At 48.1% G+C, this 26,322-nt stretch carries 25 protein-coding genes and 1 other annotated feature; of the genes, 11 read left to right on the top strand and 14 right to left on the bottom strand.

Going from position 1 to position 26,322, the window contains the following annotated elements; translation table 11 throughout:
• Positions 1 to 145: 145 nt before the first annotated feature.
• Positions 146 to 1,306, top strand: coding sequence for a Gfo/Idh/MocA family protein (locus PSHG_RS11215; protein ID WP_010272774.1), 1,161 nt, complete (start codon positions 146 to 148; stop codon positions 1,304 to 1,306).
• A gap of 274 nt (positions 1,307 to 1,580) precedes the next feature.
• Here the strand turns inward: PSHG_RS11215 and PSHG_RS11210 are convergent, their stop codons facing one another.
• A complete protein-coding gene (locus PSHG_RS11210; protein WP_010272773.1) occupies positions 1,581 to 2,702 on the bottom strand; it encodes an MGDG synthase family glycosyltransferase in 1,122 nt (373 codons plus the stop codon).
• A 497-nt stretch (positions 2,703 to 3,199) separates the two neighbouring features.
• On the opposite strand from PSHG_RS11210, the gene PSHG_RS11205 reads away from it, so the two are divergent.
• Together PSHG_RS11205 and PSHG_RS11200 are read left to right on the top strand one after the other, a co-directional pair.
• Positions 3,200 to 4,273: a glycoside hydrolase family 15 protein gene (locus PSHG_RS11205; protein ID WP_010272772.1), complete on the top strand. Its 1,074-nt coding sequence runs from the start codon at positions 3,200 to 3,202 to the stop codon at positions 4,271 to 4,273.
• Positions 4,274 to 4,461: 188 nt separating this feature from the next.
• Positions 4,462 to 5,193, top strand: a complete 732-nt coding sequence (locus tag PSHG_RS11200; protein ID WP_010272771.1) for a YhcN/YlaJ family sporulation lipoprotein — start codon at positions 4,462 to 4,464, stop codon at positions 5,191 to 5,193.
• 64 nt (positions 5,194 to 5,257) lie between these two features.
• On the opposite strand, the gene PSHG_RS11195 is transcribed toward PSHG_RS11200, so the two are convergent.
• The 9 genes from PSHG_RS11195 to PSHG_RS27310 all read right to left on the bottom strand — a co-directional run bounded on the left by PSHG_RS11195 (position 5,258) and on the right by PSHG_RS27310 (position 14,576).
• The gene (locus PSHG_RS11195) at positions 5,258 to 6,004 is read right to left on the bottom strand and encodes an ABC transporter ATP-binding protein (protein ID WP_010272770.1); all 747 of its coding nucleotides are present in this window, start codon (positions 6,002 to 6,004) and stop codon (positions 5,258 to 5,260) included.
• A complete protein-coding gene (locus PSHG_RS11190) occupies positions 6,004 to 6,849 on the bottom strand; it encodes an ABC transporter permease (protein WP_010272769.1) in 846 nt (281 codons plus the stop codon). The genes PSHG_RS11195 and PSHG_RS11190 overlap by 1 nt, the downstream gene beginning before the upstream one ends.
• Positions 6,850 to 6,861: 12 nt before the next feature.
• Positions 6,862 to 7,881 (bottom strand): ABC transporter substrate-binding protein, encoded by a 1,020-nt coding sequence (locus PSHG_RS11185; RefSeq protein WP_010272768.1) that lies wholly within the window; start codon positions 7,879 to 7,881, stop codon positions 6,862 to 6,864.
• A 344-nt stretch (positions 7,882 to 8,225) separates the two neighbouring features.
• On the bottom strand, positions 8,226 to 8,897 hold the full coding sequence (locus PSHG_RS11180) for a response regulator transcription factor (RefSeq protein WP_026021318.1): 672 nt from the start codon (positions 8,895 to 8,897) through the stop codon (positions 8,226 to 8,228).
• A gap of 4 nt (positions 8,898 to 8,901) precedes the next feature.
• Positions 8,902 to 10,125 carry a sensor histidine kinase gene (locus PSHG_RS11175; RefSeq protein ID WP_026021317.1) on the bottom strand — a complete coding sequence of 408 codons (1,224 nt, stop codon included), beginning with the start codon at positions 10,123 to 10,125 and terminating at the stop codon, positions 8,902 to 8,904.
• A gap of 122 nt (positions 10,126 to 10,247) precedes the next feature.
• Positions 10,248 to 11,600, bottom strand: coding sequence for a GerAB/ArcD/ProY family transporter (locus tag PSHG_RS27320; protein WP_052310061.1), 1,353 nt, complete (start codon positions 11,598 to 11,600; stop codon positions 10,248 to 10,250).
• Positions 11,581 to 11,832, bottom strand: a complete 252-nt coding sequence (locus PSHG_RS11165; RefSeq protein ID WP_010272766.1) for a hypothetical protein — start codon at positions 11,830 to 11,832, stop codon at positions 11,581 to 11,583. The genes PSHG_RS27320 and PSHG_RS11165 overlap by 20 nt, the downstream gene beginning before the upstream one ends.
• A 3-nt stretch (positions 11,833 to 11,835) precedes the next feature.
• On the bottom strand, positions 11,836 to 13,014 hold the full coding sequence (locus PSHG_RS29330) for a Ger(x)C family spore germination protein (RefSeq protein ID WP_010272765.1): 1,179 nt from the start codon (positions 13,012 to 13,014) through the stop codon (positions 11,836 to 11,838).
• Positions 13,011 to 14,576 carry a spore germination protein gene (locus tag PSHG_RS27310; RefSeq protein ID WP_010272764.1) on the bottom strand — a complete coding sequence of 522 codons (1,566 nt, stop codon included), beginning with the start codon at positions 14,574 to 14,576 and terminating at the stop codon, positions 13,011 to 13,013. Before PSHG_RS27310 ends, PSHG_RS29330 begins: the two co-directional genes overlap by 4 nt.
• A 188-nt stretch (positions 14,577 to 14,764) precedes the next feature.
• Here PSHG_RS27310 and cls point away from each other — a divergent pair, with 188 nt between their 5' ends.
• From cls to PSHG_RS11115, 8 genes are all read left to right on the top strand, one after another.
• Positions 14,765 to 16,183: a cardiolipin synthase gene (gene cls, locus PSHG_RS11150; protein ID WP_010272763.1), complete on the top strand. Its 1,419-nt coding sequence runs from the start codon at positions 14,765 to 14,767 to the stop codon at positions 16,181 to 16,183.
• Positions 16,184 to 16,303: 120 nt separating this feature from the next.
• Complete coding sequence (locus PSHG_RS11145; protein ID WP_010272762.1) at positions 16,304 to 16,507, top strand: hypothetical protein; 204 nt, start codon at positions 16,304 to 16,306, stop codon at positions 16,505 to 16,507.
• A 106-nt stretch (positions 16,508 to 16,613) separates the two neighbouring features.
• On the top strand, positions 16,614 to 17,396 hold the full coding sequence (locus PSHG_RS11140) for an ABC transporter ATP-binding protein (protein ID WP_010272761.1): 783 nt from the start codon (positions 16,614 to 16,616) through the stop codon (positions 17,394 to 17,396).
• A gap of 16 nt (positions 17,397 to 17,412) precedes the next feature.
• On the top strand, positions 17,413 to 18,651 hold the full coding sequence (locus PSHG_RS11135) for an ABC transporter permease (RefSeq protein WP_157213448.1): 1,239 nt from the start codon (positions 17,413 to 17,415) through the stop codon (positions 18,649 to 18,651).
• A 72-nt stretch (positions 18,652 to 18,723) separates the two neighbouring features.
• Positions 18,724 to 19,095: a hypothetical protein gene (locus tag PSHG_RS11130; protein WP_010272759.1), complete on the top strand. Its 372-nt coding sequence runs from the start codon at positions 18,724 to 18,726 to the stop codon at positions 19,093 to 19,095.
• Between the two features lie 55 nt (positions 19,096 to 19,150).
• Positions 19,151 to 19,408, top strand: a binding site (T-box leader).
• A gap of 139 nt (positions 19,409 to 19,547) precedes the next feature.
• Positions 19,548 to 20,813 carry a threonine ammonia-lyase IlvA gene (ilvA, locus tag PSHG_RS11125; protein ID WP_010272757.1) on the top strand — a complete coding sequence of 422 codons (1,266 nt, stop codon included), beginning with the start codon at positions 19,548 to 19,550 and terminating at the stop codon, positions 20,811 to 20,813.
• A gap of 70 nt (positions 20,814 to 20,883) precedes the next feature.
• Positions 20,884 to 21,693: a type II toxin-antitoxin system PemK/MazF family toxin gene (locus PSHG_RS11120; protein ID WP_010272756.1), complete on the top strand. Its 810-nt coding sequence runs from the start codon at positions 20,884 to 20,886 to the stop codon at positions 21,691 to 21,693.
• Between the two features lie 428 nt (positions 21,694 to 22,121).
• Positions 22,122 to 22,478: a hypothetical protein gene (locus PSHG_RS11115; RefSeq protein ID WP_148497548.1), complete on the top strand. Its 357-nt coding sequence runs from the start codon at positions 22,122 to 22,124 to the stop codon at positions 22,476 to 22,478.
• Positions 22,479 to 22,755: 277 nt separating this feature from the next.
• Here the strand turns inward: PSHG_RS11115 and PSHG_RS11110 are convergent, their stop codons facing one another.
• The 4 genes from PSHG_RS11110 to PSHG_RS11095 form a co-directional block, all read right to left on the bottom strand.
• A complete protein-coding gene (locus PSHG_RS11110) occupies positions 22,756 to 23,187 on the bottom strand; it encodes a CBS domain-containing protein (protein WP_010272753.1) in 432 nt (143 codons plus the stop codon).
• Positions 23,188 to 23,214: 27 nt separating this feature from the next.
• The gene (gene tlp / locus PSHG_RS11105; RefSeq protein ID WP_010272752.1) at positions 23,215 to 23,448 is read right to left on the bottom strand and encodes a small acid-soluble spore protein Tlp; all 234 of its coding nucleotides are present in this window, start codon (positions 23,446 to 23,448) and stop codon (positions 23,215 to 23,217) included.
• A gap of 298 nt (positions 23,449 to 23,746) precedes the next feature.
• A complete protein-coding gene (locus PSHG_RS11100; RefSeq protein WP_010272751.1) occupies positions 23,747 to 24,898 on the bottom strand; it encodes a metallophosphoesterase in 1,152 nt (383 codons plus the stop codon).
• Positions 24,899 to 25,308: 410 nt separating this feature from the next.
• The gene (locus tag PSHG_RS11095) at positions 25,309 to 26,313 is read right to left on the bottom strand and encodes a Gfo/Idh/MocA family protein (protein ID WP_010272749.1); all 1,005 of its coding nucleotides are present in this window, start codon (positions 26,311 to 26,313) and stop codon (positions 25,309 to 25,311) included.
• Between the last annotated feature and the right edge of the window lie 9 nt (positions 26,314 to 26,322).

Below are 26,322 nucleotides of genomic sequence, written 5' to 3'. Positions count from 1 at the left end.
TCTTAAGGTTAGGGAGATTAAACATCAGAGACAATTTTATGTTTTAGGGGAAACGAATAGGCGGCGGGTTATGCTTTGTTTCCCTGGAATCATAGTTTATAATAGGGGAGAATCCAATTATAGTCTACGGCTAAGGAGGTTTCACATGAATAAAGTCCGATGGGGGATTGTCGGTATCGGAAACATGGGTACGTCACATGCGAATTATTTAAGCAAAGGTGAGGTTAAGGGCGCAGAATTGACAGCAGTCTGTGACGTGAGACCGGAGCGGTTGCAATGGGCTAAGGAGAATCTGGGGGCAGGGGTACAGCTCTTCGGACAGGCTGAACAGATGTACGCTTCAGGTCTCGTGGATGCTGTGCTGATTGCAACTCCGCACTACGACCATCCTAAACTATCTATGCTAGCTTTTGAGCATCAGCTGCATGTGCTTTGTGAAAAGCCTGCCGGAGTTTATACAAAGCAGGTTAGGGAAATGAACGAAGCTTCCAGCAAGACGGATAAGCTGTTTGGAATCATGTATAACCAACGAACGAATCCTCTATATCAGAAGTTGAGAGACCTGGTAACATCGGGAGAACTGGGGGAAATTCGCCGCACCAATTGGATCATTACGACATGGTATCGGCCCCAGAGCTACTACGATTCAGGAGGATGGCGAGCTACGTGGGCTGGGGAAGGCGGAGGCGTGCTGTTGAATCAGGACCCGCACCAGCTGGATTTATGGCAGTGGACAATCGATATGATGCCGGTCAGAGTGAGGGCATTTTGCGCTTTTGGCAAGTACCATAATATTGAGGTTGAAGATGATGTAACGGCATATGTCGAGTACAGCAATGGGGCCACGGGAATCTTTGTGACGACAACAGGCGAAGCGCCAGGCACTAACCGCTACGAAATTACAGGCGACCGGGGCAAAATTGTTATTGAAGACAATAAGCTCACGTTTTGGAGACTGAGAGTGTCCGAAAGACAGTTTAACGCCGAATTTAAAGGCGGTTTCGGACAGCCGGAATGCTGGAAATGTGAAGTTCCGATTAACGGAGAGGAAACCGGACACAAAGGCATTACGCAGAATTTTACCGATGCGATCTTGAAGGGTTCTTCCTTGCTTGCTCCGGGGGTGGAGGGAATCAAGGGATTGACGCTCTCCAATGCTATGCACCTTTCTTCATGGCTGGACGACTGGGTTGAGCTTCCGATTGACGAGGATTTGTACTATGATAAGCTGCAGGAAAAAATCCAGCAGTCCACTTTTGTAAAAGTAACCAACGAAAAAACAATGGATACCGAAGGAACTTATTAATTTCGAAATGCTTTTTTCATCATTTTTAATGTCATGAATCAGATAAAATGTTAACGTGTGCAGGACCGGTGACGGTCTTCTCAAGTTGTCGGTGCAGCGATTTAGTATAGTGATCTAGCTGTCGCCCCTTTCTTAGGGCCTTTACCAGGAGGTCTGCCGGGGGCGATTTTTTTGCGTTTGCAAACGGGTATTAGATTGCCGGAATGCTGGGGAGCAGCTTCTAAATGAAAGGAATCGCATACCTGGTCTGGTATGCGATCCATGCAATGGGACTTCAAAGCTGCTCTAAATATTCGACCAAAGCTTGGGAGCAGCGCTGAGGGGAATAATCAGCCCGCATATGGCGGAGAATCTCCCGTTTCTTCAAAAAAGCGGGATAATTGTCTAGCAGCTGCTGAAAACGGTTATGCAGATCTTCTTCCGCAGTAATCTTTTCCGCAAAGCCGTTTTCTGTAAAATACTGCAAATTTTCTTCTTCCTGCCCCGGAATCGTGTGATAAAACAGCATAGGAATTCCTTTGACCAAACCTTCCGTACAGGTCATGCCGCCAGGCTTTGTAATCAACAGGTCTGCGGCCTCCATAAGCTTGTCTATTCCTTTGGTAAAACCGAGTATATGGACGTTAGGGGACTTTAGTTCAGGCCTTTCTTCCAAAGTCTGCTTTAGCTTTTCATTGCTTCCGGCGACGACAATAAACTGCAGGCGATCATTCCACTGCTTGATGACAGAGATCAAATCATATTCATCCATTAGCCCCCAGCCGCCTCCCATTATTAAAACAGCAGGGAGCTCGTTCCAGCCAAGTCGGGAGCGAATTTCTGCAGGATCACTGATACCAAGAAAATCCGGGTGAACGGGAATGCCGGTAACCTTGATTTTTTCCGCTTCAACCTGCCTGGCCAAAAGCTTGTCCCTTACCTGATCAGTCGATACAAAATAACGGTTGACTTCCTTGCTGATCCAAGTGCCATGGGCGTCATAGTCAGTGATCACCGTACATAAGGGAATGTCGAGCCCCGCTCTCTTCAATCGGGAAACAATGACGTTGGGGAAGGGATGGGTACAAACGATTACCGATGGCTTCAACTGCTCGATGATTTGCGAAGTTTTGGCGTAAAACATGCGGTGCAGTGCCATTTGGGCAAAGCGGTTAAGTGATTTTTTATATTGATAGCGATATAGGAATCCATAAAGCTTCGGTTGGGCCGTCACCGTTTTGCGATAAGCAGAAAAAATCCACGGGGCGATTAACGGATGCTGGAATGCGCCAAGCTCAATTACTTTCGTTGTTATGTTCGACGATAACCTTCTAAGACCGATCGAGAGGGCATGAGCAGCTTGGGTGTGTCCATGGCCGAAGCCTTCGGAAAGCAAAAGAATCCTTTTCTTCTTCAAAACGGTTCACCTTCAATGATTCCAGCATGAGCATTTTCCATAATTTGCTTTCGATATCAAATAATCAACTTAGAAACGAAACTGTGCTATTGACCTAAACACAAGTTGATTAAAGCTCATGAGGATTTATGTAAATGCTAAACGGAATGGATTCTAGTATTGGAGTATGGGCTGTATAATGTCCTCATAAATCTAATTTTATTATACTTCATTGCCAGACTTCATAAAATAGGACTTGCCTAATGATGTAAACAGCTTGTAAGCTAGTGCTTAATACACTCTTTTGTTGTATGTTGTCCAAAATGCATGCATTTCGCAGGTTTGGGCGACCCTTTTTACAATTTGGTAATAAACTAAAAGTAACAACACTTGGCAATTTGCTTTGCAGATTTAATACGGGATAGGGTTGCCTGAGGTTCCGGGGTTAGCGGAGCCCGTCTGCGGGAACAATGGGAATAGCCCGCCTTGGCGCGGATTGATAAGGGGGTAGTCTAAAAATGCTGAAGGAAAGCTATGAAGTGCTGAACCGGCTTCGTTTGGACAATGGGTTGTATATAGCAAGCCCCTCACAATACTACCGGTATGTCTGGATAAGGGACTGTGTGTACATCTCTTTACCTTACTTGAACCAACCCGATGACGTTTATGAAAGAACCTATCATCGTTTATTTGATTTGTTTAAGGAATATGAATGGAAACTGGATATTCTGTGCCGGCAGAAGCCGACCTGGGAATGGGAATATTTGCATGCCCGGTATACCTCGGATGGCGTAAAGGAAATCCATACCGAAAACTGGGGGCATATCCAGCATGATATGATAGGGGCATTCTTGTATGCTGTTGGTGCCGGACTGGCAAAAGGAAAACCGATGCTCAGGGATGAAAAGGACCGGGAAATTTTGCAGAAGCTGGTTTATTATTTACAAAATGTGGAGTATTGGAATGATCCCGATAATGGAATGTGGGAAGAGTGGAGAGAAATCCATGCTTCTTCGGTTGGAGCCTGTGCAGCCGGACTGAAGGCGATAGAGCCTTATGTTTCGGTCCCGGAGCCTTTAATAAATGCAGGCATTGACAGGCTGCTGGAGCTTTTTCCAAGGGAAAGCCAAGACAAGGACGTCGACCTGGCCCAACTGAGCCTTATATACCCATACCGCATTTTCCAGGGCATGCTGGGTGAAATGATTGTTAACCGGGTTGAAACAAAGCTTCTTCGCCAAAGGGGAGTTATCCGTTACGAAGGGGACAGCTACTACAGTACGCTGGAAGCCGAGCATGGACGGGTGCAGCCTAGGCAATTTTATTACGGGACGGAAGCAGAATGGACATTTGGCTTGCCGTGGCTCGCTTTGTGTCATTTGGAACTGGGACGTCCTGATAAAGCCGAGCAGTATGTAGCCCGTACGGAGAGCCTGATGAAAGAGTCGCCGGGCATTCTCCCCGAACTTTATTTCGCTGGAAGCGACCGTCCGAATCCGAATACACCTCTCGGCTGGAGCTGTGCTATGTATATTTTGGCCAAAGAAGAACTGCTTAGCTTTCAGTCTAAAAATGAACCTGCTGCAGTGTAATCCTGCAGAATGGAATTCCATTACAATATTTTGCGTGAGATGATTGGAAAATGTTAATGCCAGGACAACGCCATATCGCTAATCGGTTATGCAAAATTTGGGTATAAGTGCTGCCCGGCATATTTTTAGAATTTCTCCTCATGCTAAGGACAAACTAATTTAACTTGTTCTTAGCAGGAGGTTTTTTTATGCGCAAACATGATCAGAGCCCGGTCTGCAAGGCAGGCATACTCGTTATGCTGCTTATTGTTTGGAGCGTTACGGTGAGCGGGTGCGGAACACATGGTTCCCCTGATGGGGTTCGCAGCTATGAATTTAACGGTTACCGGGGCAACGAATTCAGAAAACTGCCAGAGCAGCCGCGCCGTATACAGACAAACGATACTGCACCGGCTGCCGATCCCCTTCCTGTCAATCTGCATACCAATACCAGGGTGGAATGGAGTCCGTTCTTAGAGGAACGGATCACCGCTATAGACGGAATAAGCGGGGCCCAGGTAGCTGTAACCGAAAGCCAAGCCTATGTCGCTGTAGAATTGGAGAATGTGTCCAGAACGCCGGTTACTTTACCAGCACCAGCTGATGATCCAATTTCAGATTCCACAGACATGCCTCAATTCCTGCAGCAATTGATTGTCGCGACCGTCAATCAAGCAGCTGATCCTGTAATCCAGCATGTATTTGTATCCGCCAATGAACAGTTTACAGCAGAGATGAAGCAGCTGCGAGCTATTTCTAACGAGCAGGAAACATCAATGTGGATACAGGCGCAGGTATTGAACCGGATTGCTAACAACTACTTCCCTGATTTGGACGGGACAGGCGCTTATCCAGGCAGCATCGGCAGCGGTCAAGTCAGCCGTCCGCGTGGCGGAGGAGAGGGAATGTACAGTCCTTCCACCGGTGTTCGGCAAAAATAAGGCAGATCAAAAAGAGCCGCAGATATCCATCCATCATATCGGCAGGCTCTTTTTTTATCAAGCATTATATATGGTAAGTTCCGATGTCCAAATGATCCATAATCCGCTGCCGGATCTCCACGAAACCGCTGCTGTTGCGGTTTCTGGGCCGGGGGAGGCCGGTCGTAATTTTCTCCAAAATTTTTCCCGGCCGGGGGCTCATCACATAAATAGAATCAGCCAGATAAACCGCTTCGTCGATGTCATGAGTAATCAATACACAAGTCATGCCGCTGCCTTTCCACAGCTTGAGCAGCTCATTTTGCATCGTTAGACGCGTAATAGCATCCAATGCGCCATAAGGCTCATCCAGCAGCAGCACTTCCGGGTTCATGACCAATGCTCTGGCTATCGAGGCCCGCTGCTTCATACCGCCCGATAATTGCTGCGGATAATAGCTTTGAAATCCGTCTAAGCCTACCTTGTCGAGCACTTCATTAACTCTCTTTTTCCGTTCTTTGACTGGAATGTTAGCCAGCTCGAGGCCAAAGCCGACGTTCTGCTCAACGGTTCTCCAGGGGTACAGAGCATGCTCCTGAAAGATCAACACCCTTTTGGGATCCGGGTCAGTAATAGGCACTCCATTGCCAAATACTTCGCCGCTGGTAGGATGCTCCAGGCCGGCAAGCATTCTTAATGCCGTGCTTTTTCCGCAGCCGGAGGGTCCAACAATCACGGCGAACTCTCCTTGCTCCACATGAATGTCAATAGAGGAAAGCACCTGCAGCTCTCCGAAAAATTTATCTACTGCTTTAAGCTCCAGAGTTTGCATTATTTATCCCCTCCCGGCAGGTACCGCCAATGCAGAAGTCTGCGCTTCAGCTTCTCCAGAAGCACCAGGTCAATAATGGCCGCGATCGTTCCAATTACAATAATACTGATCAGAACGCCCTGCATATCGGCAATTTCCGAGCGATAGCTTAAATATCTCCCCAATCCGACACTGGCTCCACCGACCATCTCGGCGGCAATCAGGGAACGCCAGGCATTACCGAATGATACTTGGGCTCCCGTAATAAAGGAAGGCAGCGATTCGGGAGCGAACACTTTCCAGATTTGCTGCTTTTTGTTAGCGCCCAATACCCTTGCCAGTTCGAGATGGGTTTTGCTGACTCCTTCCGTTCCGTTGAGTACGGATAGAGCCATAGGAAAGAAGCTGGCGATCGTGATAATGGTAATAACCGTAAGATGCCCAAAGCCAAGCAGGATCATAAAGAAAGGGACCCAGGTAATAGGCGGTATAGATTGCAAAATGGAAATCAGGCTGCGCAGGTAGACAGCAAACGTGCGGGAAACCCCGCCCAGCAAACCGAGCAGCGCTCCGAGAAGACAGGCGAGCGGATAACCTACAGACAGCCGGTATATACTGCTCCAAATTCCCTGGCTGAATTCTTCATTTGAAAAAATACTCAGCAAACGAGGGATAACCTTTGGAATATCCGGCAGCAAGAATGGCTTATTCAGAAACATAGCCGTCAGCTGCCAGACCAGCAGGAGAGTACCCACTGCAGCAGCATACGGCCAGCTTTTTGTCCAAATTCGCCGGGTAAGCCGGCTGCTTGGTCTTGTTTTGGAGCCGATCGATTCAGTTTGTACAGGTACCGTGTCCTTTTTCACAAAGACCGCTCCTTAGCCTTTAATCTCATTTTGCCAGGTTAGATCGAGCAGATCTTCAACATTTACCGCTTTTTCCAAAGAGCCCTGCTCGAGCATAATATCGGAAATTTCCTGCATACGCTTGATCTGATCTTCGGTTAACTCCCAGTTGAAAATTTGCGAATCGATCGACTCCTTGATGACTTCAACAGCAGATACCGGTCCATTAGGTGTGTCGAGCGTATCTCCGCCAATAAAGCGGGGGGTCAAGATCTCGGCTGCTTCCTGGGAGTTGTTCTCGAGCACATCGATCGCTTCCTTCTGTGCATCGAGCATGCGGTTAATCATATCGCGGTCTTTCTCCAGCACTTCTCCCGAAGTGATGACCACCATACAAGGGAATGGCCATACGCTGCCAATTTCATAAATTTGCCGGGCTTCGAATTGCAATTGGGCGATTTTATCGAAAGGCTCAAAGACGAAAGCCGCGTCTACCTGTCCCGCATGCAGGGATTGAATGGCGTTTTGCGGTTCCACATAAACCATGTTGAGATCTTCCCTAACGAGATTTTCCTCGGCGAGAACGACTCCGTTTAGCACCACATCCGCAGTGCTTCCTTGCTTTTGAGAGGCCAGTGTACGACCCTTCAGATCGGCTACGGTCTGAATGTCACTGTCCTTGTTCACCAATATGCTGTGAAAGCCAAGCTGGGCTCCGCCGACTACTTTCAGGTCTGCGCCTTGAGCTGCCCAGGTAACCGCATTGGTAAAGCCGAGCACACCGGCGTCTAATTGGCCTCCGACAATGGCCTTGATCAGGTCGGTGCCGCTTGAGAATTGAACCATCTCCGCATCGAGCCCGGCAGCTTTATAATAACCGCCGTCATAAGCAAGCAATGCCTGCGCATCGTCCATTACATTAAGATAGCCGATACGGATTTTTTTCTCGGATGCGGAACCGGACGAGTTGGAACAAGCACTAATGATCATAAGGATGGCAATTAGAAAGAAAGTAAACAGTTGACGGCCAACAAGCTTAGACGTTTTAATCATCTGAACATCCCCTTGAATAAGTTGGAAAACGATTAAATCCAAGTAAAGACATGGGAATATTATAGTTACAGAAAATGGATTCGTCAAGGGGGGAGTTAAAGATATCTTTGAAAATTGAGGCATCGTAAAGGAGCGACCTTTTTAACAACGATCGGTCGGAGGCCCCCTCTATCGCGGAGTGGTCATCTCATTCTTCAACCGGAAGCCGGACCTAAGTGCATCTGATTTTTGCTGTACAACAGAAACGGGGCGTCCAACCGTCAGTTTTCACTGACTGGACAGCCCCGGAAGCGGTTTGCCACTACAGGCATAACTATAGAATGGTTAGAATTGGCAGCACATCATTACAGAATCCCTTCATCATTGGCTTTCTTGGAAGCCTGCATCCGATCCCGGACATCAAGCTTCGAGTAAATGTTGGAAATGTAATTTTTGACCGTGCCTTCGGATAGAAATAGTTTTTCGGCGATTTCACGATTATTGAGCCCATCGGATATACATTGCAGCACCTGCAGCTCGCGGTCACTGAGACCGTAGGTTAACGGCTTGACCTCTGGAACTGATGTGGCAGAAGGGAGGTTAGGATGATCCGCCCCTTTGATTTCACTGACCAGCATTCGTGCAATATCCTGCGGAATGAGCGTGCCCCCTCCGTGGACCCACTTAATTCCAGCTGCAAGCTCTTTCGGATGAATAGCCTTCAGCAGGTAGCCTTCAGCCCCAGCATCCAAAGCTTGAACCACATAGTCCACATCTTGAAAGGTAGTCAGAATAATAACGCGAATCTCCGGCCAGCGCTCCTTGATTCTCCGGGTGGCCTCTACTCCATCCATTACAGGCATATGGATGTCCATTAAAACCGTATTCGGTCTATTGCTTTCACATAGTTCCAAGGCGACTTCTCCGTTTTCGGCCATGCCGATGACTTGAATATCGGGATCCATATCAAGCACAATATGCAGGCTTTCTCTAATCAGATCCTGGTCATCAACCAGCATTAATCGGATATCCTTCACCGTTTCATCCTCCTCCCAAACCTTTACTGCTTGAGCTCGCTGTTGTATAAGAGACCGTGCATGTAATCGTAGTTCCCAAATCCGGGGTTGAGTGAATCGACAGATCTCCACGCCATGCAGCCAGCCGTTCTTTCATGGAGGTCAACCCGAACCCAAGCTTAATATTGTCTGTACCGACCCCATTATCTTTAATAACCAATTTGATGTGATCAGAATAAAATTCAATTTTAATTTGAATAAAAGGGGCCCCGCCGTGCCGTTTGGCATTAGTCAGAGACTCCTGGACACAGCGGACAAGCGTCAGCTTGAGCTGCAGGGGCAGCTCCTGTTCCTCGCCCAAAGTCTCGACCTTGACCTGAGTACCGGTATGGGCCGCAAATTCATGGGCCAGTCTGGAAATTTGCGTTGTCAGGCCGAGCCTCTCGTCCAGAGGGGCAATCTGATGAATACTTCTGCGGATCTCATCCAGCCCTTCACGAGTAACCTTGCGAAGCACCTCGAGCTTCTCCACTGCTTTGTCGGGATGACTATGTACAAGATAGGAAACGGCGTCCATTCCCATTATGACGGATGTAAAGGTGTGGCCTACTGTGTCATGCAGCTCCCGGGCGAGACGATTTCTCTCCTCCAGTAAGGTTAAGTTCTCCACTTGTTCTGCATACTGCTCCAGTACGTTTTTTTGCTGCCTGATAAGATCATATTGCTTCAAGTTTTCCTCGTAAAGCTTCTTCATTCTCAGGTGAGAGTGAAGCACGCGCTGGATGCCAAGTCCGATCAGAAAGCTGAAACAGGAGAAGATTAGTTCGGAAAAAAATAACGGCAGACGCACCCCCTGTCCAATCGGAAGCAGGTAGGTGATGGTAGGCAGGATTAAAAACGCTGGAACGGTCCACCAAATCGTAGTCCACCGTGAAAGAAAGCCTGCGATAATTAAAGGGACAAGCAGAAGCCCTGTTTGTTCTTCTAAGTGGTAAGCGAAATATACTTGAGCAGGCCCGATAGCGAGCAAAATAAGAAGGGGAAAGATGACCGGGTGCACCCAGCCTGGCCTCCAGGCAATCACTGGAAGCATATAGATAACCCCGAGCAGGAAAAAAGTTTGGGCCGGAGACAAGGGGAGTGACGCTTCCCCGTATAGGGTGTAATAAAGAATTACAAGAACAGCCCAGCCTCCATATAGGGCCAACAATATCCATTCCGACCAGTGCCATTTATGTTTTTCTATCATGATTCCGCTCTCCCGCAACTTATAACTCTGAACATCTATTTAGTAACCATTGTAACCGAAACGCCAGCAATCCCATAGTGATTGCAGTCATATGATTAGAGGCACTCCCCATAATGAGTGGACTAACCCGCACCTGCCTGGCGCCGCTCATATGTCGAGGTAATGAAGATAGCAATCAAGCAAAGGCCGTAGCCTAGTGAACAGACGGCACCTGCCCAAGAGTAAGCTTTGCCTAACCAAACCCCTGCTATAATCAACAACAAGGCTGCCAGCATGAAAAAGTGGGTCAAGCGCATCCATATTCTTAATGAATTTTTGCCATAACGGCCGCCGCTCTGGTGATGCGAAGATTCAGCCTGCTGGCTCGTGTTATCTTCATGATCCTGAATCGGAGCTCTCCGTTTTCTCATAACTCCCAGAACGAACAAACACACTAACAGCACGGGTTGGGTCAGCAGTACAAAGAAAGGATAGGCGAAAAAAGTAAACTGTGTCAGCTCGACAATGTTACGGAAGCTTATCGGAATGACCAGCAGAAAGAACCATCCCATGGAGCGGCTGTAAGGAGTATGGTCCTTCTTACCGGTAAAGGCGGAAAGGCCAACCAAAAAGGCCATGAAAGAAAAGACAACATTGATAACCGCCGATGGAAAATAAAGACTAAACATAAACACATCCAGCCGGTCAAGAAAATCGGTAATGTGGATCTGGGAAACCAGGGAGTAAAATGGAAAGTTTAATCTTGCTACGATATCGGCACCAAATACCGCCATGGAGGTGGCAACCACTATCGTCAAGATCATTCCGGACAAAATAGCTCCGTATCTGATAGCAGTCAGCAAGTGCCTGGAGTTTGCAATGGTGTGCAGGAATGCGCCAATTACAATAAGATCGCCAAAACGGGCGGCGTTTAACAGATTCCCGAGCACCAGCTGGCTTCCCGGTTGAGTGAACAGAGGCTCCCATTGAGTTAGGGAAATCTCATTTAGCAGCAGCAGCGGCAGCCCGATCAGCACAATGAAAATGAAGGGAAATACGATCTCATTTACCCTTGCAGTTACCTCGATGCTGGTTTGACCGTAATAAATGATCACCGAAATGAAAAGCAGCAGCAAAATTTCCGGTGGCGTCCTTTGCAGCAGCGTAGTTCGCAAAAAAGTAGTCGTCGTATACGAGTCTCGGACAAACACAAACCAGATATTAAGCATTAAAAGAAGGTTTATGAAGCCGCCTCCCCATTTTCCAGCGAGCAGAAAGCTGATCTCAAACAGGTTTTTGCCGGGATACCTGCGGGCCAATGCGTAGAACACATAGCCAATTCCCAAGCCGTAGAGCAAAGCCAGAGCATAGGAAAAAACAGCGTCATGTCCCGTGCTTCTGGCCAATTGCTGAGGATCATTGATGATGCTTGCAGTGATCAGGGTAGAAGCGATCAGATAAGTCAGCTGACGGCTGCTAATCACCAATTTTGACATAAGAGATCTCCCCTATCAAGGATTGGGCCCAAGGATAAATGATTTCGTTGATGGCGGTAACCGGGTTAGGCATTCGAAAATTCAAGAATACAGCAACGAAAAGCACAGCAGTCAGTACTTGTATAGCGATAAACACAATCTTGGAGCGGACGCTGTCCCTAACCTTCGAGTAATCGATAAGGATCCATAGGATATAGCCGATCACGAATGGAACTGCAAAAATGGGGTTCATACTTTACCTCCTGACTATGTTCTCGCTAATTAAGCCTACCTGCTCAATATCGGTAACCACCTGAATTTGAAAGTCGGCCGCCTTTAAAATTTCGGGCCAATCCTCCTGCAGACTAGGCCATTTCGCCGGCTGCTTCCTGTAAAGAGTCAATCCGATATTCGCTGAATCTGCGCCATTTTTTTTGATCAGATTGACAGCTTCTGTAATTTGCCCATGAATAATGTCCGCTGCATCTGCTTTGACCTTCTCCAAAATGTGGTCTTCAATGAGGTCGTTATCGCTCTTGTTTTCGGACAGCTCTAAACGGGCAGTCACCTGCACATCAACCGACAAGCGGTTATGGTCGTCCACCTCGGGAAGCAGCTTGGTTTGCGAGGAAATAACGTTGAAGACGACCCGGTTATCTTCATCCAGGTTTACGGCAACCGTGTAAGGCTTTATGATTCCGCGCAGCCAATTGAGGCCGATGGCGGCATCCCGGTCAAAAATATCGATCATCCGGTCCGAGGAGAATTGGGCATAGCCAAATATCTTCATATCCTCAATCGGCTCCCCTTCCTCGGGAGTCAGTTTGCTGCTGCCCATATAGATCAGAACCGGATCACCACCGGTATGGCTTAGGGAATAAGCAGTATCCTTAAGCGTGTAGGCCGTCATTTCGCCTGTTTTGGCCAATTCCCTAAGCCCTTCACTCGGAAATTTCTCGAGGGAAGGCTGGGTCTGCAGCAAATCGAACGCCTTGCCTTTGGCTACGAGGGGAAAGACAGACAGACGATTCTCGCTTTTTCGGGCCAGCAGATCGAATAAGCCTTTCATTCCTTGGCGGGCATACTCTTCGCCCATAACGAGCACGCGATAATGTCCGAATTTTAATCGTCTTGGCATTCGGTTCTGCAGCATCGTATAAGCCTCCATTAAGGAATCAGCGATGGCGTAATTGGTAAATATCTCGCCACTTCCTCCGGAGCCGCCTTCGCCGCCCTCAGGTCCGCCCAGCTTTCCTGTTAAGGGAATCTGCACTGCGACCCGATATTGTCCGTTATCCTCGACATCTACTCCGATAGCGACAACGAAAGCCATGTCATTCAGCTCAATCCGATCCCAGCAGCCGGCAAGCAGGAGAGACAGAGCAATGATCAGAATAGCTGTACGGCGGGCACGGGAAGCGAACCATGAAATCATGAGCGCCCTCCTCCTTCATCGTTCCCTTCCCGGGAACCGGAGCTGCGGTCTTGTTCTGATGAGGGTGCTCCATGATGGGACTGCCCGGATTGATTATGATCATCTCCAATACCTTTCTGGCCATTATGCTGGCTAATTTCACGGGATATCGCTTCATTCACCCGGACATTATCCTGCGCCCCCACGAAGCTTGGGCGAGTAGTCAGCTGCCATTGCGGGGCGCGAATCAGAGTGTCTTTTATGTCCTTCCAATTTGTCGGGCCTAATGGGGTCAGATAAGGTACCCCGAATGAGCGGAGGTTGGCCATATGGCCTAAAATAAGCAGGATGCCGACCAAAACTCCGTAGATCCCGAATATGGATGCGATAATTAACAGCGGAAATCTAAGCATCCTTACAGCGATAGCGCCGCTGAAGTGCGGAATCGTAAAGGAAGCAATGCCCGTGATCGAAACGACGATAACGATAGGTGCGGAGACGATTCCCGCTTCGACAGCAGCCGTCCCGATTACGAGAGCTCCAAGAATACCGATGGCTGACCCCACGGCCCGCGGCAACCGGATGCCGGCCTCCCGCAGAGCTTCAAAAATGACTTCCATAATCAAGGCCTCCACTACGGCCGGGAAAGGAATTGATTCTCTGGCGGCGGCAATGCTTAACAATAGTCCTGTAGGCAGCAGCTCGGAATGAAAAGTAGTAATGGCGACATAAAGGGCCGGTATAACAAGAGACATAATAAGAAAAATGTATCTTAGCCAGCGGATCAGGGTGGAGATCTGAAACCGCTCGTAGTAGTCTTCCGACGCCTGCATTAGCTGAAAGAAGGTGGTGGGCGCAAGCAGGGCAAAAGGAGTTCCGTCTACGAGGACAGCGACCCTCCCCTGAAGCAGCGCTGCTGCAATCGTATCCGGCTTTTCCGAATACTGAAGCTGCGGGAAAGGGGAGTAGGAACTGTCTTGAATGAACTCTTCCAAATACCCCGATTCAAACACCCCGTCAATATCCACCTTCTTAAGACGGGTTACAACTTCTTCTACTAAATCCGGATTGGTCAACCCTTCTATATAGGAGACGACAACGTCCGTATTGCTGTGTTTGCCGATAACCATCGGCTTCATTTTTAGCCGGGGTGAACGGATTTTACGCCGGAGCAGAGAGGTGTTCGTTCTTAAAAGCTCGATAAACCCTTCTCGCGGTCCTCTAACCGATTCTTCACTGCTTGGCTCCGAAACACCCCGGGTAGTGGGGCCGCGAATGCCCCAAAGCACAACTTCTGTCTGGTTGTCGATAATAATGGCCGTATCTCCCCCCAGCACTCCGTGCAGCAAATCTTTGTAGTTATGGGCCAAACTAATTTGGGATACTGGAAAAACTTCTTGCATCGCTTCGGCTGCATCTCTGCCATCGCTGCCCTTCCACAGCATAGCGGCCCGCAGCGCATCATCGACCATATCCGAGATGACGAGCCCGTCAACAAGAACGGCCATCGCTCTTGTGCCGTTGCTCATCGTGAAGGGCCGGATAACTATATCCGAACAATCATTAAACAGCTCTTTGATCATCCTTTCATTTTCATCGAGGGAAGGGGAGATATCGACTTTTTCAAAGTCTTGGACAAATGGCAGATCGGTAACCGGTTCGCCCGTCTTTTTATTTTTGTTTTTTTTGGAAACACTGTTATCACCCGGCTTGTTTGGCTTATTGGAGCCCGCCCGCTTAGCAAAGGAACGGGGAGAAGGAGCTGAAGCATTTGATCTGGATTACTGCGGGACTGGCTTTTCTATTATTGCAAGTCCTTGTTATTATTTTTCTGGAATTTCGGCAGCCGGCAAAAGCGCTCGCCTGGCTGTTGGTACTTATAATGTTGCCCCTGGCAGGTCTAGTTATGTATTTTTTTATAGAAAGGCGTTATCCGGGAAGCAGGAGGCGGCACCGGGAGGAACAGCTCATCCCAACCTCATCCGGACAAGAAGAGGTGAAGGAAGAGTGGCATGAGATTTGTCAAGTGTGCCCCCGGGTTGACCGCAAGCTGCTTCAATTACTAAGCCGCTTTCCGGCTCCATCCAAGATGTCCAAATTCAATAAAAATCGTATCTTGACGAATGGACAGGCCACTTTTGAAGCTATTCTTAAGGCCATGGAAACGGCCGTACACCACATCCATCTGGACTACTACATATTTCGTGAGCAGGGTATAGGCGAACAGTTTGCCGAGCGGATGATCAAAAAAGCAAAAGACGGCGTGGAGGTTAGATTGCTGTATGATGGTATAGGCAGCCATCAATTGTCCAAAGGGTTTATCGAGCGCCTGCAGCGCTATGGTGTGGAAACAGGCTGCTTTTCGCCTCCCTGGCTTTCTCTATTTGCTAACAAAATTAATTACCGCAACCATCGTAAAATTGTGGTCATCGACGGCCGAATCGGTTTTTTTGGCGGAATTAATGTTGGAGACGAATACTTAGGGAAGGATCCTAAGCTCGGATTTTGGCGGGATACTCACGTGCAGATTGAAGGGGAGGCCGTATACAGCCTGCAGGAAACCTTTATGGCGGATTGGAAGCATGTAACCGGAAAGAAGCTTGCCGGGAAACCGTATTTTCCTGAGGTGAGTCAGCATTCGATAGAATGGGTACAAATCGTTGCAGGGGGGCCGGACGGCTACCGCGAGGTAATCCAGGCGAGTGTGATGGCATGTATTACCGCAGCCAAGCATTCCATTCGCATTGCAACGCCGTATTTTATTCCGGACCGGGCCATAATTAGTGCCTTAAAGCTCGCTACATTAAGCGGGGTAAAGGTTACTATTTTGCTGCCGGCTATTCCAGACAGCAGGGTCATCTATTGGGCCTCCCGCTCCTACATCAAGGAGCTTCTTCAGGCGGGGGTGCGCTTTTATTATTACGCTAAAGGCTTTTTGCATGCCAAGGTTACTCTGATTGATGACTGCATATGCAGCGTAGGCACTGCGAATATGGACATGCGCAGTTATTTCAAAAACTTTGAAATTAACGCTTTGTTTTTCGACCCGCAAACGATTTCCCGTCTGCAAAACGATTTTGACAAGGATTTGGCTGACAGCAAGGAAATCACTTATGAAAGCTATCTGGAGCGTCCCTTCAAGGATAAAGTTAAAGAAGTGGCAGCTCATCTTGTATCGCCTCTTTTTTAATGTGCATTTTGCCCAAAATACTATGTCAGAGAGTGGAACAATCCAGCTGAAGAAAGTGTCATACGTAGTAAAGGGCCGTTATACAATGAAGGGTATGAAGATGAATGGAGGGCAGTGGGTATGAGTGGTCAAAAACAATATTGTTCTGGCTGTGGAGCAGCTGTAGGGACCAGGGGCAAGTGTGTGAAATGCTCTTTGCCTTCCGCCCATTCTGCCCAGCCTTCTGCCCAGAGAATTTTATTTGTTGTTACAGGGGGAGCGGTTTCTCTCTTGGCTATTGGTCTTATAGGCGGAATTGTAAACGCTATCATCAATTGGCTGTAAATCCCTTCGGGTAGTAGGGACTAAAAATATGAAAACTATAGCAGAGAGCTGCGTATTACTAAGGAGATTATTGAGGCAAGCTTAAGTTGTGAAAGGGGCATTATCCATGCAGGAAAGCAAGAACGACACTGCAGCCAAAACCCTGGCGAAACCCTCAGCGAATTCTACAGATTATTTGCCCGATCCTCTTTTAGCAGAAGAAGCTTTGCTAAAGGTTCAAATCGAGGAGGCCGGATACGAGGGCAAGAGAGGCGTTATCCGTGACGTAGCCTTCCAGCTTGAAGCCGGCGAGTGGGTTGGCTTGATCGGGCCTAACGGTGCAGGCAAGAGCACAACGATCAAAGCGATTCTTGGCCAGCTCAAAGACATGAAGGGTACGCTTTCGAGACAGGGAACATATTCTTACATCCCTGAACACCCGATTCTTTATGAACGGCTGACTTTGTGGGAGCATCTGGAGCTGGCTGCTTCTGCTTGGAAGATTGAAGATGCTCAATTTATAAAGCGGGCGAATGAGCTGTTGGATATTTTCAGAATGCAGGCGGTAAAGCACCATTTGCCTTCTTCTTTTTCTAAAGGGATGCAGCAGAAGGTGATGCTCATTTTAGCGTTTTTGCAGAAGCCTGATGTGTTCATTGTAGATGAGCCTTTTATCGGATTGGACCCAAGGGCCATCAAGGACTTTTTGGAACTGCTGGAGGATGCGCGGCAGCAAGGAGCGGGCGTGCTTATGTCTACCCATGTGTTGGATACAGCTGAACGAATCTGTGATCAATTTCTGTTAATGAATGAGGGGCGCCTGGTCGCCAGCGGCAACCTGCAGGCTATTCGGGAGCAATGCGGCCTCACGCAGGGAAGCTTGTTTGAATGCTTCAACTCCCTGTTGTAGGAAAGGCGGCGGGAAATTGATAACTGTTAACCGATTGTTTCGCAATAGATTGAAGGAAAATACCGTCTTCCAATGGAAGGCTGTCTATATGGCTTTTGACTGGGTGGTGGCTTTATATATTGTCGTACCCGCTTTGCTGGTAGGAGGCTTTTTATATGTACAAGCCTTGCGGGAGCTGCCATTGGTTTTACAGGAGATTCCCTTTCTTTATTTTTTGCTCTTTCTGTATGCCATATCGGGAATGCGGACACTGCGATATTTTGTAGAACCGGCAGATCAAATCGTCTTGACCAAGGCTCCAGAATGGATTAAGGGCTTGCGGTTAAGGGGGTTCATCTACACCTTAGTTATCCAGACTGTACAGACCGTTCATCTGATCTTTCTGCTATTGCCTGTACTGCTTCCAGAATATAGCGGGGTGCAGATTGCAGCCTTGGCTCTACTGACCTTGTTCACCTCGATGAATGTTATTCTTGCTCGGCAAAAGGCTGATCGGCGTTCCGATTGGAAGGCGTACCTGCTGAGATTAGGAATCGGGCTCCTGGGCTGGATGATCTATGCTGTCGGGGCCTTTCTGCTGCTAACGGTTAGCAGCTGGTGGAGCCTTGCATGGCTAATTGCGTTATCTTTAACTTTCTTTATGTTGTGGACAGACAAGTTGGCTTCCCTGGTTGATCTGGAGAAGGATATTCAGCGAGACCGCAAAGCGAAGCTAAGAATTGCAGGCTTATGGATCAGCTATGCCGTGCCTATCCGGCCCAAGCCTTCTCGGGCCAGACCGCTGTTGTTCCGTTCCTCCAACCGGTTGTTCAAGAAGCGGGACCCGGTTAATGGCTTGGCGGAAGCTTATATCAAGCTATTTTTCCGCACTCCATCCGATGTGGAATTGTACTTGCTGGTGATTGGTATTTCCCTGTTCGTGCTGTTGGTCGTGCCGCTCTGGATGAAGTGGCTGATGTGGCTGTTTCTTACCTGGGTCGTCCTCTATATGGCGAAATTAAAAGTGGAGGACGTACAGCATATACCGATTATATCGGTACTCTCTGTTGAGGGGACCATAGTACGCGAGGGAATGGGCAAGGCCGTGGCCTTCATTGCTGTGCCAGGCGCCGCGCTGGTTTCCCTGCTATTCGGACTCATGCTCTTTCCCTGGTGGGGAGCGCTGCTTTTCGCTGGGGCCGGCGGCTTGCTCTGTTATCTACTGACCCCGATGATGATGGTCACTTCCGGTGAGAATAAGGCAAGCAGTCTATAGCCAGTCAGCTTAAGGAATGATTCCTTTGCGTAAAGGGTAAACTAGTGAATAAAACAGATTTTGAGGTGTGTTATGGAACAACCGATTACCTTTCATTTTGATACGGCTCAAGCGGCCGAACAAGCTGCGGACACTTTGCAAGAGCTCGGCTATAAAACAAAAACGGCCTTGGATATATACATTGGTCGCGGTGATCTGACCTCCGCTTTGGAGATTGCCCAGGCTTACGGCGGTGAGATAAGCGTCTCCTCCCACCTTAACGGGCACATTCTGGATGGGGGGCACAAACCAGCAGGGGATGGGGAAGTGGCTTGGCATGAGAACCACGCCTTTGAAAGCCGGCAGCCTTCAGATCAAATTCATGCTTACACGGATGAGGAAGATAAATGGTTTGATCCTTCCGAAGAAGATTACAATCAATTTTCCGCAGGCATCCATCTGTGAGCCATTGACAACTGGCAGTAAAACGCGGTATAACAATTAGTAACTTGATTATTCTGCAAATTCGTTGAAGAGAAAGAGTAAGCTGAAGCTTTGTTCCCCAGAGAGTTGGCGCTATGCTGAAAGCCAATGTTCCGAGCCCAGCCGAAAATCATCTCCGAGAAGCAAGGCTGAACGTCTGTAGTAAGTCTTGCCGGCAGTCCACCGTTACAGGGAACGCGTATGTTGGTACGTTGATGAGTGCCGCATTATTCTGATTTTAGGCAGAGCTATGCGGAAGCAGGGTGGTATCGCGAGGTCAAACCTCGTCCCTTAGGGGGCGAGGTTTTTTTGTAATCCCAGGATTTCGATATCTGAAAACGGCGGCTTTCTGATTGGCATGAAAAGTTACCGCTATTACCGGGTTATTCACCCTATTTTCGGGAAAAAGAATTTTAGGGAAAGAAGGTATGGTCATGAATGTTCAAAAGTCTGGGAAGACGGTCGGGATGGAAGACATTGTATATGCGCACCATGTGCTGAAGGATGTGATTGTCCGGACGCCATTGCAAAGAAACAAAGTGCTGTCTGATCGCTATCAGTGCGATGTGTATTTAAAGAGAGAAGATTTGCAGGTAGTCCGGTCGTTCAAAATTCGCGGAGCTTACCACTGTATCCGGTCCTTGACTCCAGAGGAGCTGAAAAGGGGGATTGTCTGCGCCAGTGCCGGAAATCATGCTCAGGGCGTGGCGTATTCCTGCAATCACCTGCAAATTCAGGGCTATATTTATATGCCCAGCACAACGCCGCGGCAAAAGGTAAAGCAGGTCAAGCTGTTTGGCGGGGAATACGTAGAAGTTATCTTAACGGGAGACACTTTTGACGATGCTTACGCAGAAGCCGTGAAGCGCTGTGAGCGCGAGGAGATGACCTTTATCCATCCTTTTGACGATCCTGCTATTGTTGCTGGTAATGGCACGGTCGCCATGGAGATTCTTGAGGAGATTGACAGCTCCCCGGATTATCTCTTTGTAACGGTTGGTGGAGGGGGACTTGCCGCGGGAATCGGCACTTATATGAAAACGATCAGTCCGGCTACGCAATTGATTGGTGTAGAGCCCTCCGGAGCGGCTTCAATGAGTAAGGCGTTCTCTCATAACGAGGTTGTGTTATTGGATGAAATCGATAAATTTATTGACGGCGCTGCGGTGAAAAAAGTAGGGGAACTGACCTTTCAGATTTGCCAGGAAAAGCTGGATGACATCGTGCTTGTCCCAGAAGGCAAGGTATGTACCACCATTTTGGATTTGTACAATGAAAATGCGGTCGTAGCTGAGCCTGCGGGCGCGCTGCCCATTGCCGCTCTTGAATGGTACAAGGAACAGATTCGCGGAAAAACGGTTGTTTGTGTTGTCAGCGGAGGCAATAATGACATTGACCGGATGCAGGAAATCAAAGAACGGTCTCTAATTTATGAAGGGTTAAAGCATTACTTTACCGTAAATTTCCCGCAGCGTGCTGGTGCGCTCAGGGAGTTTCTGGATGACGTGCTGGGACCGAACGATGACATTACGAGGTTTGAATACACAAAAAAACATAATAAGGACAACGGCCCGGCGCTCGTCGGCATCGAGCTGAAGAATAGGGAGGATTATGAACCGTTAATTGAAAGGATGAGGAAGAAAGGCATTGAATTTATGGAACTGAATAAAGATCCGGTCTTGTTTAATTTGCTGATTTGATTGCGATTTATCTGCTGAATGAGCATCACTCCGTCCGGCTAAACTACGTATTAAAGGAGTGATCGCTAGGATGAACCCGATGACGTTGACCGATCAGGCCGTCGAGCCGAGCGAAATCGGATCCGCTAACCCGGCCGATCCCTTGCCTTTAACTATATTCGATCGCATCGGCACGGATTTGCAGGTGAAGCTGCGTCTATTTTCCGAATGTGAGCAGGTTGAACTGAGCCGCAATCGCAAGGGCCAATACTTGCCGCATTTCGAAAGAAGGGACATTGTGCATTGTAAATTTTCGGGGGTAGGGTCGGAATATAGCGGCGAGCATTATGCCGTAGTATGGGAGGACAATCCGTATTTTGAGGACATAACCGTTATTCCGGCCACCAGCCAGCGCAAGCTGGAATTCCCCAACGTATTTTCCGTAGGCCGCATTCGGGGATTGCCTGACCGGGAAACAACTTTGTTAGTATCCAACATGACCCGCATTTCAAGGAAAAGAATCACGTCATATCACGGAAAGCTGCACCCGGCTTGGGAATCGAGAATTAATCAGGCGATTGCAGTCAGTTTTGAGAATGAAATGACTCTCGAGTCGCTCGTGCGTGACAGATGCTCTAATGCGATGCCCGAAAATTTGGCCCTCTTTGCGGGGCTGCGCTTCCGCCCCTCCCGTCTAATTGGCTTTGATCCGCACACCTTGGACTTATCCTATCGCTTGTGGAACGATGTGCGTACTCTGCATTTGCCTCTGCTCAAACCGCTTGTTCCATTTTCCATCAAAAAGAAGAAGGCACTGCTGAAGGATTTATTCTATGGCAATGAAACTGAGAAGCGGGCGGCTCTTTCCTTATATGAACAGATTTATCTAGGTCTGGGCTGAAAACTATACTGTGCCACCACTTTACAACCACTTTGGGGGAAAACCTTCCGCCGAAGTGGTTTTTTAACCATATCCGAAAAGCACAGGATTTCGATATCCGAAAGCAAGCTTTCAGATTGGCATGAAAAGTTACCGCTAAAACCGGGTTATTCAACATCGAAAGGACTTCGTTAACGATGAAGAAGGATTAGAGTAAATTTTTTTCAAAAAGGGAAACAATTCAAACGGACAAACTGTCTATAGGAAAAGAGGGTCAAGCATAAAAACAATTTGGGCCAATGCCGCGAACTTAATAAAATGTTAAGAAAATAGGTGCAATTTAGTCACATTTTTTTAATTTGACGTTAAGGTTCGGAAGATACACTTAATTTTAAACTTGTAGCCATCCATGAGAGCATTTGGACATTGCATCAGCAAAGGAGGAATAAATGATGATTGCAAGCACTCCCCAAACGGTCAAGTCCTGGCTGGATAAATTCAGTGTGAAACCGGCAGTCCGTGCTGCGGATGCCCAAGCGCCTGCTCCGACTAACCGTAAAAAGAAGAAGGCGCGAGAGGAAAAGAAGTGTCCTATCTGTATGAAAAAGCATAATGTTAATTATATTTCATCTATTAAACATTGGTATTGTGTGAATTGTGATACAGAATTTGACCGGAACAACGTTATATTTGTTTACGATGATGGAGGAGAATTAATCGAAGTTATTTCGGACGAGCCTGGCGTCTGGGATCACTTGAAGCTGGGCAAAGCGAAAAAAGGCATTATAATGACGGTAACAGTTTGACCGAGAATACCTGTACCCTACAAATGTAAGTAAATGAAAAAGAGGCCGGCCAAAAAGTCCAAGTAAAGGTGTCAAAACAAAACACCCAAGAATGTTGATCATACGACATTCTTGGGTGTTGGCTTTTTAAGGGGCCGCACTAAAAGCTGCTTTGAGACCTGCGCCATCGCGAGCGTCACGGGCGTCCATGTATACGCAAAATCGTATTCAGTCGAAACCGCTTGTTTGGCAGTTTCACTTGTTTGGCAGTTTCATTTAACGTATTTCTGCCAGTGGATTAGTGATTTGCAGAATGGGGTTCGGAAATGCGGCTTAAGGCGTCCCCAGATTCATTGACAAAAATATTGATCGTTGCCAGATCTCCAATTGCACAAATACCGACCAGCTCGCCATTTTGCACAACCGGAATGCGGCGGATTTGGTTCTCTGCCATCATCCGGGCGCATTCATGGACATCCGTATCGGGGGAGCAGGAGATAACGCTAGTGGTCATACATTCCTGGCAAGTAACGCTAGTGCTGTCTTTACCGTCTGCCACGACATTTAACACGATGTCCCGATCCGTAATAATGCCGACAACGGTCTTTCCTTCACAAATGGGCAGGGAACCACAATCTATGTTGCGCATTTTTTGTGCTGCGGTGGCAACGCTATCGTTTGGTGAGCAAAACTCTACTTCTTTTGTCATGATTTCAGATACTTTGTTCATGTGACGGTCTACTCCTTTTAAAATAGATTATTCTTGCCCGTTTTGCTGAGCTTGGACTTCCTCTTGTAATTCTTCGCGCATGCCCTCGATGCTTTGTTCGCGGCGTTGATTTTTTTGTTCAATCTGCTGCTGTTCCTCGGAACTAATTTCATCGGCATGAGCTTTTGCATAATCCTGCGCTTCATTCATATTTTGCAGGGTGTGGGCAATATTATTTTCAATTCTTTCAGCATTATTTGAGCGATCATCTGGCTTAGCCATCATTTTTCCTCCTTCGTCATTTTACAATTTAGTATCCCAACTACGGCGCAAAATATGTTTTCTATATTTCAAACAGTGATCAACCCATGAAACGAAAGGCTTTAGAGAAAGCTTCAAGCAAAAATAATCCCTTGACCAGTTCTGATGGAAAGCCGATGTCTGCGCTAGACGCAAAAAAGAGCAGCCTTTACCTGGTAAAGACTACTCAGTCCATAAAATCCCATCCAATTTGAATGTTAATTTTTTATGCCTAGAATTGTTCTTGACGAATTCACTTAAGCTTCCTGCTTTTGGAAAGTTAATTGAAGTGCACGACTAATCGGATAATCTCCGATCGGGTTCCAATACGAATAGGCGGCCCCCAGGTGCCATAACCCGAGGAAACAAATGCATGCATTGTCTGTTTTTGCTTGTAGCCCCAGTCCAATTCGAACAGGCGGCCGGTAATCCAATGATTCGGTGCGAGCTGGCCGCGGTGGGTATGGCCCGAGAGCATTATATCCGCTCCTGCAGCGGCTGCCTGCTCGAGCTGGTGAGGCTGGTGATCCAGGACAATGATCGGCTTGTCCTTATCCAGATCCTGCAGCAGCGCGCTTACGGTTTGCCGCCTCTCCGGATCCGAGCTTTCCGCAGCTTTGTCCTTGCGCCCGACAATGTACAGCTGCCCATCATCTACCAGAACGCTTTCATCTTTAAGAACCGGGATCCCGATCTCGGCCATCTTCTCCACAAATTCCTTCACCTTGCCGCCATAATACTCATGATTGCCCAGCACAGCATACGCCCCCAAGGGTGCTTTTTGCTTCAGCTCCAGCATGGTTTCGGCCATATTCTGCGCGATAAAAGGCTCCAGATCATCATCAAGAATGTCACCCGGAAGCAGAATGAGGTCGGGCTTTATGTGATCCATCTGCTCGACAAGCTTTTGCAAATAGCTCTTGCGAACCAGAGTGCCCAAATGGAGATCGGAGGCAACAGCGATCACTAGATTTTTGCGTTTCTTCGTTTTCTTTTGCACGGCTATCTCGTAATGGCGAATAATCGGCTTCCATGCGTTCCAAGATCCAAGTGCCAGCAAGATAGCGATTGCAGCCAGCACAAGCGATCCGAGCAGGGGAATATACCGATCGGAGGGCACTCCACCCAGATGCAGCGCCCAGGCGGCCAAATCTGCTATAGGCAGCAGAAGAACCGCATACATGAAGATGGCCATCCAATAGGAGCCGGCTGCTTTAAGAGCAACATACAGGAAGTGGGGAATCCAGCGTTTGACCATCCGGGCAAGCAGATAAGCAAAAGCCAACAGGGCAAACACGGACCAATAGATCCATAAGGGAACTTGCGGCAGCACAGTCTCCATAAAAAGGGCGCCATGCCAGCCAATATAATAATGGAGAGCCGAGTAAAGCAGCAAATAAAGCAAGGGTATTACAATCCATCTGGTGTTCATCCTGCTTCTTGTCCCCCTTGTGTTAGAAAAAGCTTGTAAAATAGTAAATCTAGTAATCGGAAAATGTTCTATCTAATATTTTCTCACGTTTAATAGGCGGAAAACAAGCTGGTTAAAGCGTCCGACATCACTGTGTAAAATTACCTGAAATGAGCTTGGAAGATTCAGTAGAGCCTGAGGAGCTGCGGGGATGCGCGTAAGGGGAGGAGGTATGGGGCCAAGCTTATCATTGCCTTCGTCTAAGTTACATAATAACGAACTTTAGCTATAGTATCGGCGGGCCACGCGTGGTGCCTTCAGTCGAGTGTTTTAAAAGCTCCCCCGCATCTGAACGGGGAAGCCTCCAAACCCTTTGCAAGAAGGGCAGCATTATTCAATAATATCAATGGGAGAAAGAATCAGTCCGCCTATTACAGTTTGACGATCGAGCCGGTTTCCACCGAGCGGTGAATGGCATGGACGAGCTTCGTATTCATCAAGCCGTCTCTTACGCCGGCATCAGGCTCGGTACCCAGGCGAATGTTATCGATAAAGGCATTCAGCATATAACTGGGCGCAGAGGTCAGCGTTCCATTAATCGGGGTGCCTAGGGTGTGCACATGCTTATATTGGCTGCCTCCGGCCTGCCGTACCATTTGATCAGAGAGATCAAGATACAGGGCGCCATCCTCGCCTATAATTTCATATTTAAAATCATAGATCAAAGGCATGGATTCAGGCAAAATCCAGCTGGTAGTAAAGGTCGCATGCGTCTGATCCTCGAAAGTGACAACCGCTTGAATGGAATCATACGTATCGATCCCCATAGCCACAAGCTTCTTTTTCGTTCCAACCGCATAGACCTGTACGGGCTTGCTGCCTTTGAACCAGCAGCCGATATCGGTGGCGTGCGGAAACAAAAACCAGCCGGGAGTGGAGCCTTTGGACCATTTAAGCATTTTCGTTGGTACATAGATGGTATCATTCAATCTGGCATTCATGGTCACAATGGAGCCCAGTTCGCCGCGCTGGATTGCTTCCTTGGCGGCCACAAAGGGAGAGTTCCAGCGGTTTTCGAAGGCAATTAGGCATTTCGTGCCAGCCCGCTCAACCGCTTCAGCCATTTCCTCGGCTTCTTCTACATTCGTAGCCAGCGGCTTCTCGATCATGATGTGAAGTCCCTTGGCCGCTGCCGCAAGCACCGGCTCTTTATGAAGAAAGTCGGGTGTCGCGATAATGATGGCATCCAGGGTTTCTTCTCTTAGCATTTCATCCACCTGTGTGTAGCCCTTGGCCTTGTACTGCTGGCCGTACTGCTTAAGACGCTCGGGATCGACGTCGCTAATAGCAGTGACTTCCGCATAAGGGTTTTGTTCGATAGTGTTAGCGTACAAGCTTCCGCGAATTCCCATGCCTACGATTCCAAAACGAATCATGTCCATTCA

The sequence above is a fragment of the Paenibacillus senegalensis JC66 genome, from assembly GCF_000285515.1.
Taxonomy (GTDB): Bacteria; Bacillota; Bacilli; order Paenibacillales; family NBRC-103111; genus Paenibacillus_L; species Paenibacillus_L senegalensis.
The sequence above is the reverse complement of the archived record's forward strand: the minus strand, read 5'-3'. Positions and strand labels throughout refer to the sequence as shown.